The organism is Streptomyces sp. NPDC033845, from assembly GCF_055576225.1.
In genome coordinates this window covers 154,005-168,796 of sequence record NZ_JBVIRI010000015.1, presented here as the reverse complement: position 1 = coordinate 168,796, position 14,792 = coordinate 154,005, and the positions used below count along the sequence as shown (strand labels likewise).

Here is a 14,792-nt window from a genome sequence, read left to right as displayed (position 1 = left end):
TCGTCGGTCAGCGTCAGGGTGAGGCCCTTGTTGAGGAAGGCCATCTCCTGGAACCGGCGGGAGAGCGTCTCGAAGGAGTACTCGGTGGTCTCGAATATGGACCCGTCGGCCCAGAACGTCAGTGAGGTGCCGGTCGTGGTGACCTCCTCATGCCGGTGGAGGGCCGCGGTCGGTACGCCCTTCTCGTAGTCCTGGCTCCAGCGGTGTCCGCCGTAGCGGACCTCCGCCTCGACCCGGGTGGACAGGGCGTTGACCACCGACATGCCGACGCCGTGCAGACCGCCCGAGACGGCGTAGCTGCCCCCGCCGAACTTGCCGCCCGCGTGCAGGACGGTCAGGACGACCTCCAGGGCGGGCTTCCCCTGCGAGGGGACGATGTCGACGGGGATGCCGCGGCCGTTGTCCACCACCCGCACACCGCCGTCGGCGAGGATCGTGACGTCGATCCGGTCCGCGTGCCCGGCCAGTGCCTCGTCGACCGAGTTGTCCACGATCTCGTACACGAGGTGGTGGAGTCCGCGCTCTCCGGTCGAGCCGATGTACATACCGGGCCGCTTGCGGACCGCCTCCAGGCCCTCCAGGACCTGGATGTCGCCGGCGGTGTACTGGTTGCTCTCGTTGAGGCTGCCGGAATCGGCCACAGTGCGCTCTCTTTCTGGCACGACACACCGCGCCGCCACCGAGGTGGTGGGAGCGGGATGGCATCGGACGGTGGAGTCGGCGGCAGGGCCTGACCGGCGGGGTCAGACCCTGCTGCGCAAGGTTCGGCAGGGAACCGAGAACTAGATCTACCATACCCGATAGGGGTGCCGTAAGTAGGGCTAAAAGGCCTCTGAGTGGCCGCTCAGGGCTTGATTGGGTCCATGCGTTAATCCCCCTACGTGAAACAGCATCGAGGGCGTTAGGTAGCCATCTGGAGCCTCGGGGGTGTGGGGTCGTGCGCGGCGAAAAAAGTGGGCTGGGAGGGGCTGGGATATGCCCCGTACGCGCCCCCGATGCCCCCCGTGGGCGCGGCGGACCCCACCCGGAGGGTCCAGGGCTCGGCGTCACCCCTCGGGTCCCGCACACCGTGATCCGAAAGGCCGCCCGCAGGGCGCGCCCGGATCGGGACGCGGCCGGGCCCCGACCCTGGGGGAGGTGGGTCGGGGCCCGGACGTGGGGCGGTCGCGACGGTGGTTACAGCGTGCGCGGGAGGCGTTCGGTGAGGAGTCGGGTGAAGCGGGCCGGGTCCGGCAGCTCCCCGCCCTCGGCCAGCAGCGCACTGCCGTAGAGCAGCTCGGCGGTCTCGGCCAGCCCGGGATCGTCGGCGTTCGCCTCGTGTGCCGTGCGCAGGGCGGTGATCAGGGGATGCGCGGGGTTGAGCTCCAGGATCCGCTTGACGGTGGGCAGTTGCTGCCCCATGGCCCGGTACATCTTCTCCAGGGTCGGCGTCACATCGTGGGCGTCGCCGACGATGCAGGCGGCCGAGGTCGTCAGCCGGGAGGACAGCCGCACCTCCTTGACCTGCTCGGACAGGGTGGTGGTCAGCCACGGCAGCAGGGCGGCGAAGTCCTGCTCGCGCCGGTTCTTCTCCTCCTCGTCCTCCTCGCCCGCGCCCTCGGATCCGTCGAGGTCGACCTGGCCCTTGGCGATGGACTGCAGGCGGTGGCCGTCGAACTCGGAGACCCGGTCCACCCACACCTCGTCGATGGGGTCGGTCAGGATCAGGACCTCGTACCCCTTGGCCGCGAAGGCCTCCATGTGCGGGGAGTTCTCCACCATCGCCCGGGTCTCCCCGGTCAGGTAGTAGACGGCGTCCTGGCCCTCCTTCATCCGCGCGACGTACTCGGCCAGGGTGGTCGTCTTCTCCGGGTCGTGCGTGGAGGCGGCCGACACCAGCCGCAGCAGGGCCTCGGTGTTGTCCGTGTCCTCCACCAGGCCCTCCTTCAGGGCCCGGCCGAACTGCGCCCACACCTTGGCATAGCGCTCGGCGTCCTTGGACTGCATGTCCTTGACCGCCGCCAGCACCTTCTTGACCAGCCGGCGGCGCACGCCCCGGATCTGGCGGTCGTGCTGGAGGATCTCGCGGGAGACGTTCAGCGACAGGTCGTGCGCGTCCACGACCCCCTTGACGAACCGCAGGTAGTTCGGCATCAGCGCTTCGCAGTCGTCCATGATGAACACGCGCTTCACGTACAGCTGCACACCGCGCCTGGTCTCGCGGGAGAACAGGTCGAAGGGCGCCTGCGAGGGGATGAACAGCAGAGCCTCGTACTCGAAGGTGCCCTCGGCGCGCATGTGGATGGTCTCGGCCGGGGCCAGCCAGTCATGGCTGATCTGCTGGTAGAACTCGTCGTACTCGTCCTGGGCCACCTCGGCGCGCGGCCGGGCCCACAGCGCCTTCATCGAGTTGAGCGTCTCGACGCCCGAGCCGGCCCCGCCGCCCTCACCGCTCCCGTTGTCCTCCGTGGCCCCGCTGCTCCCGGCGGCCCCGGCGGCTTCGGTGGCCATCCGGATGGGCCAGCGGATGAAGTCGGAGTACTGCTTGACGATCTGACGGATCTTCCACTCGGACAGGTAGTCGGAGAGGCCGTCCTCGCTGTCGGCGGGCTTCAGGTGCAGGGTCACCGAGGTGCCGACGGGCAGGCCGTCGACGGGCTGGAGGGTGTAGGCGCCCTCGCCGTCGGACTCCCACCTGGTGCCGGAGTCGGTGCCGGTGCCCACCCGCCGCGTGTCCAGGGTGACCCGGTCGGCCACCATGAACGCCGAGTAGAACCCGACACCGAACTGTCCGATCAGACTCTCGGCGGCTCCGGCGTCCTTGGACTCCTTGAGCTTCTCCAACAGCCCCGCGGTCCCGGACTTGGCGATCGTGCCGATGAGCTCCACGAGATCGTCCCGGCTCATCCCGATCCCGTTGTCACGGACGGTCAGGGTCCGGGCGTCCTTGTCGACCTCCAGCCGGATGTGCGGATCGCCGCTCCCGGCGTCGCCGAGGCTGGAGTCGGTCAGCGATTCGAGCCGCAGCTTGTCCAGGGCGTCGGAGGCGTTCGAGATCAGCTCGCGCAGGAAGATGTCCTTGTTCGAGTAGATCGAGTGAATCACCAGACGGAGCAACTGGCGCGTCTCCGCCTGGAATTCCAGCGTCTCGACACTACTGCTCATGGGTGGGGCCCTCTCTTGGGGAACGTCGTGAACGAAGGGTAAGGAAGGAAGGTACGGACGGTACGGACGGTACGGACGGAAGGGGCGGGTCTCCTCGGGGAGTCAGTCTGCGGTGGCGGCGCGGTCGGCGGCCCTGGCCCGGCGGGTGGCCGTCACGCGCTGCTCCGCGTACTGCCGGCAGCACCGGGGCGACCGCGGAGATAGCGGCGCTCGGCGGCCTGGCGGCTGGCCACGCCCAGGGGAGGCGCGAGATCGACCCAGCTGGCGCCCGCGTCCCGGGCCGCTTCGATCAGCCCGGTCTCCCAGCCGGGAGGCAGGCCGGCTGCGGTCACGGACGCCTCCAACACCCTCTGTCATCCATCGGATGACAGAGTACAAGGGAACACCACCCGCTCGCTGCGGGCGCTCCTCTTCTGGTCCGGCAGGTGCGGGGTGACGTATCCGTACACCGCCTTGGCGTTCCGGGCCGCCGGCACGTCCACGACCACGGTGGCGGCCGCCCGGCCGCCCCGCCGGCCGGACTCCGGCCCTGTCGGAACCGGGCCCGTGGTGGTCGGGAGGTAGCGTCTGAGCCATGGACACTCGCACCCTCGTCGAGCGCGCGCAGCGCTTCCGGAACCTGCACGCGGAGCACCGACCGCTGGTGCTGCCGACCGTCTGGGACGTCTGGTCCGCACGGACTGCGGTCGGTGCCGGTTTCCCCGCGCTGACGATCGGCAGCCATCCGCTCGCCGACTCCCGGGGCGCCGAGGACCAGGAGGGCCAGACCTTCCAGGAGGTCCTCGACGCCGTCAGGCCGATCATCGCGGCGGTCGACGTCCCCGTGTCCGTGGACCTGGAAGCCGGATACGGGCAGGAGCCCGCGGACCTCATCGCCGGGCTCGTCGAGGTCGGCGGCGCCGGTCTCAACGTCGAGGACACCGTCCACTCGGAAGGCGGGCGCGTCCGCAGCACCGAGGAACACGCACGGTACGTCGCCGGCCTGCGGGCAGCGGCCGACGAGGCGGGGATCCCCCTCTGGGTCAACGGCCGCACCGACCTCTTCCTGCACGCCGAGAACCGCCCGGCCGTTCTCGACGAGGCGATCGAGCGACTGCTGGCCCTGGAGCGGGCCGGCGCCGACAGCGTCTACCCGGTGTTCATCCAGGACGACGACGATCTGCTCACGGCGGTGACCGGCGCCGTCACCGTCCCCGTGAACTCCACGGCCCATCCGGTCACACACGATCTGGAACGTTTCCGCCGTCTCGGCGTCGGCCGCATCACCTACGGTCCGCTGCTGCAACGCGCCATGACGGACGCGATGAACGACATGCTCGCACCGTGGGCGCCCTGAGGATCAGGGAATCGGTACGGGTGCGGTATCCGCCTCGTTCGCGGGAGGAGGTCGCACCCTGCACCTGCCCGTCACCGCCCGCACTGAGCCGAGGAGCCCGACCAGCGCACTACCGCGTCGGGTGGGGCGGGTGTGCCCCAAGAGCACAGGGGGAACACCGAGAGTAGGTCCTCGCGGCCTCCGAGGTCTCCGCGACGGGAAGGAGTGAGGAACGGTGAGCGCTCCGGTCCTCGATCGGCCGCTGCCCCGCAGCGGTCACCCCGTAATGTCGGCACGCGACGCCACCCGCCTGTTCCTCGCCCATGCCGCCCGGCTGCGCCCACCTCGCCGGGCGGAGAGTTTCGACGACGTCCTCCTGGTCGTCAGCGAACTGGTCACCAACGTGATGCGGCACACCTCCGGCCCGGCCGTCCTCCATCTCGAACTGGGCGGCGACCGGCTCACCGTCTGCGTCTCCGACACCAGCCCCCGGCAGCCCTGCCCCTGCCCGCCGCACACGGAGGGGACCGGTGGCTGGGGCTGGCAGCTGATCGACCGCCTGGCCGTGGAGACCTCCGTACGCCCCACCCCGGCCGGAGGCAAGACGGTCTGTGTCCGCATGCCGTGGTGACCGACCTGACCTTGCCCGTGGCACGGTCGGAGGCGGTCCCCCGAACGAACCGGGGGCCACGGGGCGAAGACCCGGACCGGTCCCGGGGTGGGATGTCCGCTGCGGGGGTAGCTTGGAGGAGCCGTTGGCGATTCCCGCGCTGCCGCGTCCTCCGGCGGAGGGCGCTTCCGGTACGGATCTCTCTCAGCGTGCGCCGCATCGTCCGCGCACTGCTTCTCCGCCGAGACCGGGAAGCGGAGGGCTCCGACCGACAGGACGGACACCATGGACCACCACATGCCCGCGAAACCGGGACGGGAACCCGCCGGCCCGGGACGACCGGTGCCGAGTCCGGGCCTGCTCATCCGCCATCCGGCCGGGCCCCCGGGAACACGGGTGCTGGCCGTGGCCGGGGAGGTCGACACGGACACCGAACCCGTCCTCGCCCGCGCCCTGCGCGAAGCCCTCGGCGCCCTGCCGCTGCCCCGGGCCGTCGTCGTCGACTGCTCAGGCCTGCGGTTCTGCGGATGCGCGGGCCTCAACGTGTTCCTGAGGTCCCGCAACAGGGCGGCCAAGCTCGGGATCACGTTCGCCCTCGCCGACCTGAGCGCCCGGACCGGGCGCCTCCTGGACCTCACCGACACCCGGGAGGCCTTCGACATCCTGCCCTCCGTGCCGACGCCCGGGCCGGCTCCCGCCCCGGACCGCACCCGCAGGCCGGGCCCGGGCCGCCCGTCCGGACGCAGCCCGCTGCCCCAGCGGGGCGGAGCGTCCGCCCGTCGGCCCGGGACCGCCCCGGCAGCGGCGGGGATGAGCGGACGGGCCGCCCTGCTCGCGGACCAGGCCCGCGGGCCGGCCGCCGGCGGGCAGTGGGAGCTCTCCCCGACCGATACGGCCCTGGCCCGCACCACGGCCGCCCGGCTGGCCGAGGCCGTGGGCCCGCCGGCGGAGCAGGAGGCGCTGCCCGGCATCGAACGGCTGGAACGCCTGCGCGAAGCCCTCGCCGCCCTGGCCATCGGCACCGCCCACACCCATGGCCAGCTCGCCTGGTTCCTCGCCCGCGCCACCACCACCCTCGCCCCGATCCTCCACTGGCGCGCCCTGACCGCCGCGGACGGTGAAGAGGCCTTCGGGACCGTCGTTCCCACCCTGGAGGAGTTCGTCGAAGCGGAGAACGCCGTCCGGCACCTGGGGGCGGTACTGGACCGGGCGGGGATCGGGGAGGACACCGCCGAGCCCGCTTCCCGGAGCACGGACGGCCCGTAGCCCGTAGCCCTCAGGCGCAGTCCGAATCCGGTGGCGGGCCGCTCAGGACGCCGGGTCGCCTCCCGCGCCGGGGGAGCCGCGCAGGGTGAACAGGTGCCGGGTGCCGGTGACATCGAGCAGACGGAGCGGCTGCGCCCGCAGGCCTCCCATACGGAGGGTGCCGGCTTCGGCGCCCGCCCGGGCGCGCAGGCCGAGGAGGGTGTGCAGACCGCTGGAGTCCATGAAGGCGACGCCGGAGAGGTCCAGCAGGAGGGTGTGGCCGCGCAGGGTGATGGTGTCGGTGACCGCGGCGAGGCGGCGGCCGGTGTCGAGGTCGAGTTCACCGGCCACGGTCACCAGGGTGCAGTCGGGGTGGGTGGCGACGGCGACGGTCAGATATGTGTCCATGGTGCGCTCCGCGCTTCTGACGGGGCCCGGACGGCCGGTGCGGAAATCGCCGACAATTCTTCGAACCTACCTGTGACGGGCGGCGACGACCTTCGGTAACGGCCAGGACGTCGCTGCGTGGACTGTGTTTCGTTTGCCGGCTGTCCCGCCCGCGCCGGCCATCCGCCGCGCCGGCCATCCGCCGTGTCGGCCGTGCGGGTCAGCCGGAGCTGGGCGGATGACCCTCCGGATGCTGGCCGGGGCCGCCCGGCGGTCCGGCCAGCGGAGTGGGGGAGAGGGCGCTGGGTTCCTCGCCGGGTTCCAGGAGGGTGTCGGCGGCGCCCACCACGAGCGGATCGGGCCGCCCGACCGCCTCGGGGTCCTTGCGGGCGTAGTCGATCCGCCAGAGCAGACTGCGCATCGCCTCCAGCCGGCCGCGCCGCTTGTCATTGCTCTTGACGACGGTCCACGGCGCGTCCGGGGTGTCGGTGGCCCGGAACATGGCGACCTTGGCGTGGGTGTAGGCGTCCCAGAGGTCCAGGGACGCCAGGTCGGTGGGGGAGAGCTTCCACTGGCGCACGGGGTCGACCTGCCGGATTGCGAACCGGGTCCGCTGTTCGGCCCGGGACACCGAGAACCAGAACTTGACCAGGATGACCCCGTCGTCCACCAGCATCTTCTCGAAGGCGGGACACTGCCGCAGGAACGTCCCGTACTGCTCCGGGGTGCAGAACCCCATGACCTTCTCCACACCCGCCCGGTTGTACCAGGAGCGGTCGAAGAACACGATCTCCCCGGCGGTCGGCAGGTGTGCCGCGTACCGCTGGAAGTACCACTGGCCGCTCTCCCGCTCGGTGGGCTTGTCCAGGGCGACGATCCGGGCGCCGCGCGGGTTGAGGCGCTCGGTGAACCGCTGGATGGTGCCGCCCTTCCCGGCCGCGTCACGGCCCTCGCAGATCACCACCACCCGGGCCCCGGTGTCCTTCACCCATCGCTGGAGCTTGAGCAGCTCGATCTGCAGGATGCGTTTGGCGCGTTCGTAGGCGCCGCGGCGGATCTTCCGGTCGTAGGGGTAGTTCTCCTGCCAGGTGCGGATCGGGGCACCGGAGGCGTCCAGCAGGACGGGCTGCTCCGGCCGCCGGTCGTCGATCCGCAGCCCCGACAGCAGATCGTCGGCGCCGGACTGTTCGGTCTTGGGGTCGCTCACGTTGTGGCTTTACCCACACATGACCTTCGAATGCGGGCTCGCCCCTCCGGGGATCGGCCGACCCGGCGGGAATTCGGGAGGGGGGCGGGTCGGCGGTGCGCGGGTCGACGGCCGGTCAGACGGCGCGCCGGTTGTTGCTGTCCTGACGGAGCCGGTCCAGCTGCCGGGACACGGCGTCGACGCGGTCGGCGAGGTCGCCGTCCTGGGCACGCAGATGGGGCCGGGTCCGGGCGAGGGGATGGACGAGACGGGTGGCGTCGTCGTCGCCGAGCGCCCGGTGGAGCTCGCCCAGGGCCTCGTCCGCGCCCGGCGCGAGCCCGTCGAGGCCGCTGACCTGCCCCGCGAGACGACGCAGGTCGGCGGCGTTGTCCCGGACCCAGGCGTTCACGGCCCGGTCGGCGGCCCGGAGATCACGGGTGGCCCGGACGCGCTGCTCGCCGGTACTGCCGGCGGCCCCGGGGCGCAGCCGCAGATAGCGGCGTTCGGCCGCCTGCCGGCTGGCGACACCGAGGGGTTCCGCCAGTTCGGCCCAGCTGGCTCCGTGACCGCGGGCCGTCTCGATCAACCCGGTCTCCCAGCCGGCGAGTTCCTCGCGGATCTCGCGGAGCGTCCGCAGCGCGGACAGCGCCGCTTCGGGGAGGTCCTCTCCGTAAGGAAGGTCCTCTCCGTAGGGAAGGTCCTCTCGGTGGGGAAGACCATCTCCGCAGGGCAGCCGCTCCTCCGGCGCCGCCCCGACGCCGGGGGCCGGGGCGGGGGTGGTGACGGGTGGACCGTCGCCACCGTTCGCCCGGTCCAGACCGGCGCGCAGGGTCAGCAGGGCCGCCGCCGTCGCGGCGAAGGGCATCCGGGGAGGTTCGGCGGAATCCGGTCGGGCCATCGTCGGCGCCTCCATGCGTCGTTGTTGCGCTGACATCGGTTGTGTCACCCTACCGTTGCCTGGCACATTGTCACCCGATGGACGACGCACTGGAACCATCGCACGCGGAAGCGCGCGGCGGCAGGCACAGGGCAGGGCGCGGAGCGCGGGAGGTGCTGGTGGTGAGCGGGGCGCTGTTCGTCAGCGGGGACCTGGCCGAGACGGAGGAGTTCCTCTCCACGACCTACACCCCGATGCGCATCGGGGGCCGGCCGGAGGACACCCGCGCCCGGATCGTGCGGCGGACCGCCGGTGAACTCTTCCTGGACGAGCTGGACTTCGGATACACCATGTCGTTCGAGGCCGGTCCGCTGGAGAAGGTCGTCCTGGCCGCCGTCGTCGGCGGGGTCCACACCACGGGCGGGCACGCCTTCGGCCCCGGGTCGACGTTCCTGGTGGCCCCGCCGGACCGCCCGTACTCCGGGGAGGTCAGGGCGGCACGGTACAGCCTGGCCACCTTCCCCACCCAGCTGCTGGCCGAGGCCCATGAGGTGGCGGCCGGCCCGGACGCCGGACCGGTGCCCCGGCTGGCGGGCAGCCGCCCCCTCAGCGCCGAGGCAGGCCACCGCCTGGCGACCACCCTCGCCTATGTGCGTGCGCTGGCCGACGACCCCCTCGCCGCGGGCTCCCCGCTCATCCTGGGCACCGCGACCCGGCATCTCGCCGCCGTCACCCTGGCCGCCTTCCCGACCGCGCCCGTCCGTGCTCCCGCCCACGCCCCGGGGGGAGGGCGGCGTGACTCCAGGGACGCCCACGACGACACCCTGCGCCGGGCCATGCGCTTCATCGACGACCACGCGCACCGGGACATCGGCCTGGCCGACATCGCCGCCGCCGTCCCGGTGACCCCGCGGGCGGTGCAGTACGCCTTCTCGCGCCATGCGAACACCACTCCGCTGGCCTACCTCCGCAAGGTGCGGCTGGCCCGCGCCCACGAGGACCTGAGGAGGGCCGACCCCGACCGCACCACGGTAGCCATGATCATGACCCGCTGGGGTTTCGCCCACTCCGGCCGGTTCGCGGCGGCCCACCGGGCCGCCTACGGCACCAGCCCCGGCGACGTGCTAAGAGCTCAGCTCTGAGTGCTCCGAGTCCTCGCCCGCCGCCCGGGCGCGCAGCGGCAGCACCGCCGTGATGGTCTTGCCGTCCTGGCGGGTGTGGATGGTGACCTGTGCGGCGATCCGCTGGATGAGGGGCCAGCCGAACCCGCCGGAGGGCGCGGATCCGGGCTGTCGCCGGGCCGGGAGCCGGACGCTGCGGTCGGCGACCGAGACGTGGAGCGCGTCGTCGACGACGGCGGTGGTGAAGGCGGTGAGGCCGCCGCCGTGGCGCGTCGCGTTGGTGACGAGCTCCGAGGTCATCAGAAGGGCGTCGGCGGCGACGGTGCTGTCGGCGCGGATCCCGGCCTCCCGCAGCAGGTCCTGGACCCGGGCCCGGGCGACCGCTGAACTGGCCGGGAGGTCGGCGTCCCGCGCGGCGTCCCGCCCGGTGTCCTCCACCGTCGACACCGGACCGTCCTCCACCGTCGACACCGGACCGGGTTCGCCGCGCCCGCCGGTGCCGGCATCCGAGGCCGGGGACCGTCGCGGCTGCGGCCCGTCCGGCTCGGCGGCCGTCAGCACGGCATCGCCGCCTCGACCGTGGCCGCCATCGGGAACAGCCGCTCCGTCCCGGTGACCTCGAAGAGACGGCGGACGGCTTCGGACAGCGGTCCGGCGATCACCAGGGCCGTGCCGGTGGCTGCGTGCGCGGTGCGGGCCCCGAGCAGCAGGTGCAGCAGGGCGGAGTCCGCGAACTCCGTCGCCGACATGTCCAGCACGGTCCGCCGGAAACCGCCGCGGGCCGCCGCGTCGAGCTCCACGGCGAGTTCGGGGGCGCCGGCCTCGTCCAGTTCACCCCGGGGGGTGAGGACGACGGTGTCGGCCCGGACGCTCACCGCCACCAAGGGGTCCGGGTGTTGGTCTCCTCCGCTCATCCGGGCATCCTACTGCCCCGCCCGAGGCGGGTGTTGACCCCTGTGCCGATCCGCACTCCCCGGGCCACGTCACGTCCCGTCGGGTCCGGGCCCGTCCGGGCCGGAGGTGATGGCGATGCATTCCACGTCGATGGTGTCGGCGAGCTCGTCGAGCATCAACGCCAGGCTGTCGACCGTGGGGGCGTCTATCGAGGGGTCGCCGTCCTGCACCGAGGCAACCCAGTCGTTCGCGATGGTGCGCAGCAGGGAGGTGACCTGGTCCGCCGGGATCAGCGGGCCGCCCTCGCCGGTCGGAACGAGTGGAATCGTGAGTCGGAACATATAGGTGCCTCCCTGGGGGTCCATCACTCCGGATACCCGATTCGCGGCGATTAACCTCGGTTGTCCATGGAGGGATCGAGAGTGAACAAGCCTCCGTCCGGATCCCGGGCGACCACCCCGTCACCCTCGGTGTCGGCCAGGACCACCGTCCCGCCGTTCTCCGCCACGGCAACGCGCGACCGCGCCAGGTCCGGTACCCGGAAGTGGACCATCCAGCGGGGCCGCAGGACGGGGACGTACGGGGAGTCCGGACCCGAGTCCGAGCCCGAATCCGAATCCGAATCCGAGTCTGAGCCCGGGTCCGGCTCCGCGGGCTCGACCGGGCCGCTGTCGAGCCGGGCCACGGCCCGCCCGGCCTGCCGCAGCACGACCTGGTCCTCCTCGAAGGACACCTCGCAGCCCCGGGCGTCCTCGGCCGCCCCGTTCGCTTCGTTCGACGTGTCCGGCCCCTGGGCCCCGTCGGAGCCCCACTCCAGGACCCCGCCGTAGAAGAGGGCCGCGTCGAAGGCGTTACGGGTGCGGAGCTCCAGCCAGGCCGGAGCCCCGCCGCCCACATGCCATTCGGAGGGCACCGGCCCCTGCCACAGGCCGAAGTGTGCCCCGTCGGGGTCGGTGGCCAGGGCAGCCCGGGCTTCCGGGGCGCAGGAGACCGGGCCGACGCCGACGGTGCCGCCGCGTTCGCGGACCCTGGCCACCGCCGAGTCGGCGTCGGCGACCGCGAAGTACACCGTCCACGCCACCGGTACACCCAGTTCGGCGGCCCGGGCGCGGATGCCCGCCACCGGAACCCCGTTCAGCTCCGCCACCGAGGACATCGGCCCGAGCACCTCCCGCCGGAAGGTCCAGCCCAGGACCGCGGAGTAGAAGCGCTCGGCGCTCTGGAGGTCGCGCGTCATCAGGCTCAGCCAGCACGGCCCACCCGTCACATCGGTCATCACGAGCGCCACGGCGTCCTCCTGACGTCACTCCGCCCGGCCCGTGCGGGGCGGGCCCGGGTCAATGGGCTCCGCGTTCCCTCCGCGAGCCCCCGGAGTCCCGGCCTCGGTCGGCTTCCTCGGTGCGGTCGGTGTCCCGGGAGCGGCCGATCACGGCACGCTCCGCTTCCTCCCGGGCCTCGGGGTCCCCGCCTTCCCCGATGGCCTCGGACGGCGGGGTCGGCTTCCGCTGACGGTGCCCGGCGCCCCGGGGATCCCGGTCGGCCGGGGCTCCGGAGCCGGTCCGGGCCCCGTGCCCGTCGTGCGGAGGAACGCCGCCCGCTCCACCTTGGTCTTCCATGGTCCACTCCTCACTCATCGGTAACCCATGGGCGGCGCCTACCCGGAATCACCCGCTCTGCACCTTCTCCGCATCGATCACGGTCGGGTCAGCGGGCGTGGCGGCGGATTCCCTGCTGGCGGGGAAGGGTGTTCAGTCGCGGCGCCCCGGTGCGGCGGCGGGTGGCGCGGTGCCGGCGGCCGGGGAGGGGGTTGCGCCGGGCCGGCGCGCTGGGGGCCAGGGCCAGCATGCCCACGAGTGCGGCGACCACGACGAGGATGAGGGCGGTGACGAGGGTCATGTTCCTGCCTTTCGTCGGGTTCAGACTGACTGTCACTACTCCTTGTCACCAAAAGAGCCGCCGATAAACACGATGGGTGATATTCGGGCGGGTTCGGGCGGGATCCGGCCGAACCCGACAGCCGGCCGGCACCGGCTCGCTCAGCCCACCAAGTCCCCTTCCAGCAGCGCGAGTTCCTCCGCGCTCAGCACCAGGTCCGCCGCCCCGGCGGAGTCCGCGGCGGACGCCGGGCGGCTGGCGCCCGGAACCGGGATCACCGCAGGTGAGCGGGCGAGCAGCCAGGCCAGGGCCACCCGCTGCGGACTGATCCCGTGCCCGTCGGCGAGCCGATGGAACGCGGTGCCCTCGGGAGTGGGACCGGAAGGGCCGTCCAGGGAGCTCCGCGAGATCCCGCCCAGCGGGCTCCACGGCAGGAAGGCCAGACCCAGCTCGGTGGCCAGCCGCAGCTGCGGCTCGCTCTCGCGGACGGCGGGGGAGTACTCGTTCTGTACGGACACGAGCCCCTCGCCGAGGATCCGGTGCGCCTCGCGGATCTGGTCCGTGGTCACGTTCGAGATGCCCGCGGCACGGATCGTGCCCGCGTCGAGCAGCTCCCGCAGCCCGCCGACGGAGTCCGCCCAGGGCACCGCCGGGTCCGGTTTGTGCAGCTGGTACAGGCCGATGGCCGCCATCCCGAGCCGTCTGGCCGAGGCCTCGGCGGCCCGCTTCAGCCGTGCGGGGTGGCCGTCGACGGTCCAGGTGCCGTCCCCGGGGCGGCCGCGACCGCCCTTGGTGGCGACCAGCACGCCGGAGGTGTCGCCGCCGTACCGGGCCAGGGCGCGGGCCACCAGGCGTTCGTTGTGGCCGGTCTCGCCGGCGTGCCAGTGGTAGCTGTCGGCGGTGTCGATGAGCGTGACGCCCGCGTCCAGCGCGGCGTGCACGGTTGCGAGGGCCCGGGCCTCGTCGGGCCGGTGCTCGATGGACAGGGGCATGGCGCCGAGACCGATGGCGCCGACCGTGGTGTGGGCGAGCGTGCGGTACCGCATGGGGGATTCTCGGCTCCTCAGGGGGCGGGCGGAGGGGGAGGGGACGGTTACGGGTACGGCTGGTTGCCGGGGCCGGGGCCGGGGCCGGGGCCGGGCCTGGCCCCGGCCGGTCAGGTGAGGCCTTGCGCGGCGATCGCCTCGTCGATGGCGCCCGGAAGCCAGTCCGCCGTCCGCGAGAACGCGAATCCGAGGTCCTTCGCCCGCGCGTTGCTCATCGCGTAGTGGCGCGGGAAGGAGAAGGGGGAGGCGGGTTCCCCCGAGGCCTCCCCGACCTTCCGGTGGACGGCCTCCCGGCCCACCCGTGCGGCGACGGCCGAGATCAGCGCGTACACGTCCAGCAGTCCGTCGGAGCAGGCGTTGACCGGCCCGGTGAAATCGGCCCCGGCCGCCCACACCAGCAGGTCGGCCAGCTCCGCGTAGTGGATGAACACCGTGGGCAGGGCCCGCTCGTGCACGGCGATCGCCTCACCGCGCGCGACACGCCCCACGTAGTGCGCGAGCCGCCCGGTGAACTCCTGCGCCCCGCCGCCGAGCACATGCGCACTGCGCACACTGGCGAAGTCGAAACCCTCCGCCCGGCTCAGGACCGCCTCGGCCTGCCGTTTGCCCTCGCCGTAGTGCGCCTCCAGGTACGCGTCCTCGTGCCATGGCAGGTCGGCGGACACCTTCCAGCCCGCCAGGTCGACCGTCGACTCAGGCACCGGCGTGCCGGGCGGTACGGCCGGGAGGGCGGCGCTCGCCGGGTCGTAGACCTCGATCGTGGACGTCATGACATAGCGGCGGGTGCGCCCCGCGAAGACCCGGGCGGCGATCGCGGCCTGCACCGGGGTGTAGCAGACCTGGTCGACGACCACGTCGAAGTTTCGGGCGCCGAGGGCGGCCGCGAGGGCGGCTTCGTCGTTCCGGTCGGCCACCAGGTGCTCGACCCCGGCGGGCGGCACGGACGAACCGCGGTTGACGACGCTGACCTGATGGCCCGCGGCCCGGAGCCGTTCGACCAGGAGTTTTCCGAAGTACCGGCTTCCGCCGATGACACAGACCTTTTGCATGCCCCCATCCTGGGCACCTATCGTCACCAGCAGAAGTGATCAT

The 14,792-nt window shown here is 72.6% G+C and carries 17 protein-coding genes and 1 pseudogene; 4 read left to right on the top strand and 14 right to left on the bottom strand.

Annotated features, from left to right (window positions below; genetic code table 11):
* The 3 genes and pseudogenes from ACZ50K_RS28410 to ACZ50K_RS28400 all read right to left on the bottom strand — a co-directional run.
* On the bottom strand, positions 1-641 hold a 641-nt coding region (locus ACZ50K_RS28410), incomplete at its 3' end, for an ATP-binding protein (RefSeq protein ID WP_468908100.1).
* A 535-nt stretch (positions 642-1,176) separates the two neighbouring features.
* Positions 1,177-3,144: a molecular chaperone HtpG gene (htpG, locus tag ACZ50K_RS28405; RefSeq protein WP_468908098.1), complete on the bottom strand. Its 1,968-nt coding sequence runs from the start codon at positions 3,142-3,144 to the stop codon at positions 1,177-1,179.
* Positions 3,145-3,258: 114 nt separating this feature from the next.
* A pseudogene (locus ACZ50K_RS28400) lies at positions 3,259-3,452 on the bottom strand (type III effector protein); the annotation flags it as partial.
* Between the two features lie 266 nt (positions 3,453-3,718).
* Between ACZ50K_RS28400 and ACZ50K_RS28395 the strand changes: the two are divergent.
* From ACZ50K_RS28395 to ACZ50K_RS28385, 3 genes are all read left to right on the top strand, one after another.
* Complete coding sequence (locus ACZ50K_RS28395; RefSeq protein WP_468908096.1) at positions 3,719-4,480, top strand: isocitrate lyase/PEP mutase family protein; 762 nt, start codon at positions 3,719-3,721, stop codon at positions 4,478-4,480.
* A 265-nt stretch (positions 4,481-4,745) separates the two neighbouring features.
* Positions 4,746-5,090, top strand: coding sequence for an ATP-binding protein (locus ACZ50K_RS28390; RefSeq protein ID WP_468908094.1), 345 nt, complete (start codon positions 4,746-4,748; stop codon positions 5,088-5,090).
* A gap of 321 nt (positions 5,091-5,411) precedes the next feature.
* Positions 5,412-6,335, top strand: coding sequence for an STAS domain-containing protein (locus ACZ50K_RS28385; RefSeq protein ID WP_468908093.1), 924 nt, complete (start codon positions 5,412-5,414; stop codon positions 6,333-6,335).
* 42 nt (positions 6,336-6,377) lie between these two features.
* Here the strand turns inward: ACZ50K_RS28385 and ACZ50K_RS28380 are convergent, their stop codons facing one another.
* From ACZ50K_RS28380 to ACZ50K_RS28370, 3 genes are all read right to left on the bottom strand, one after another.
* Positions 6,378-6,722: an STAS domain-containing protein gene (locus ACZ50K_RS28380; RefSeq protein WP_468908092.1), complete on the bottom strand. Its 345-nt coding sequence runs from the start codon at positions 6,720-6,722 to the stop codon at positions 6,378-6,380.
* A 199-nt stretch (positions 6,723-6,921) separates the two neighbouring features.
* Positions 6,922-7,908: a polyphosphate kinase 2 gene (gene ppk2, locus ACZ50K_RS28375; RefSeq protein WP_468908091.1), complete on the bottom strand. Its 987-nt coding sequence runs from the start codon at positions 7,906-7,908 to the stop codon at positions 6,922-6,924.
* 115 nt (positions 7,909-8,023) lie between these two features.
* Positions 8,024-8,752 carry an HSP18 transcriptional regulator gene (locus tag ACZ50K_RS28370; RefSeq protein ID WP_468908090.1) on the bottom strand — a complete coding sequence of 243 codons (729 nt, stop codon included), beginning with the start codon at positions 8,750-8,752 and terminating at the stop codon, positions 8,024-8,026.
* A gap of 110 nt (positions 8,753-8,862) precedes the next feature.
* Here ACZ50K_RS28370 and ACZ50K_RS28365 point away from each other — a divergent pair, with 110 nt between their 5' ends.
* The gene (locus tag ACZ50K_RS28365) at positions 8,863-9,906 is read left to right on the top strand and encodes a helix-turn-helix transcriptional regulator (RefSeq protein WP_468908088.1); all 1,044 of its coding nucleotides are present in this window, start codon (positions 8,863-8,865) and stop codon (positions 9,904-9,906) included.
* On the opposite strand, the gene ACZ50K_RS28360 is transcribed toward ACZ50K_RS28365, so the two are convergent.
* The 8 genes from ACZ50K_RS28360 to ACZ50K_RS28325 form a co-directional block, all read right to left on the bottom strand.
* Positions 9,889-10,446 carry an ATP-binding protein gene (locus ACZ50K_RS28360; protein ID WP_468908086.1) on the bottom strand — a complete coding sequence of 186 codons (558 nt, stop codon included), beginning with the start codon at positions 10,444-10,446 and terminating at the stop codon, positions 9,889-9,891. The genes ACZ50K_RS28365 and ACZ50K_RS28360 overlap by 18 nt on opposite strands.
* Positions 10,440-10,799 (bottom strand): STAS domain-containing protein, encoded by a 360-nt coding sequence (locus tag ACZ50K_RS28355; RefSeq protein ID WP_468908084.1) that lies wholly within the window; start codon positions 10,797-10,799, stop codon positions 10,440-10,442. Before ACZ50K_RS28355 ends, ACZ50K_RS28360 begins: the two co-directional genes overlap by 7 nt.
* A 69-nt stretch (positions 10,800-10,868) precedes the next feature.
* On the bottom strand, positions 10,869-11,120 hold the full coding sequence (locus tag ACZ50K_RS28350) for a DUF6213 family protein (RefSeq protein WP_468908083.1): 252 nt from the start codon (positions 11,118-11,120) through the stop codon (positions 10,869-10,871).
* A gap of 50 nt (positions 11,121-11,170) precedes the next feature.
* On the bottom strand, positions 11,171-12,067 hold the full coding sequence (locus ACZ50K_RS28345; RefSeq protein ID WP_468908081.1) for a VOC family protein: 897 nt from the start codon (positions 12,065-12,067) through the stop codon (positions 11,171-11,173).
* Between the two features lie 49 nt (positions 12,068-12,116).
* On the bottom strand, positions 12,117-12,395 hold the full coding sequence (locus ACZ50K_RS28340; protein WP_468908080.1) for a hypothetical protein: 279 nt from the start codon (positions 12,393-12,395) through the stop codon (positions 12,117-12,119).
* 88 nt (positions 12,396-12,483) lie between these two features.
* A complete protein-coding gene (locus ACZ50K_RS28335; protein ID WP_468908079.1) occupies positions 12,484-12,711 on the bottom strand; it encodes a hypothetical protein in 228 nt (75 codons plus the stop codon).
* Positions 12,712-12,815: 104 nt separating this feature from the next.
* The gene (locus ACZ50K_RS28330; protein WP_468908077.1) at positions 12,816-13,700 is read right to left on the bottom strand and encodes an aldo/keto reductase; all 885 of its coding nucleotides are present in this window, start codon (positions 13,698-13,700) and stop codon (positions 12,816-12,818) included.
* A 110-nt stretch (positions 13,701-13,810) separates the two neighbouring features.
* Positions 13,811-14,749: an NAD-dependent epimerase/dehydratase family protein gene (locus ACZ50K_RS28325; protein ID WP_468908075.1), complete on the bottom strand. Its 939-nt coding sequence runs from the start codon at positions 14,747-14,749 to the stop codon at positions 13,811-13,813.
* Positions 14,750-14,792 lie beyond the last annotated feature (43 nt).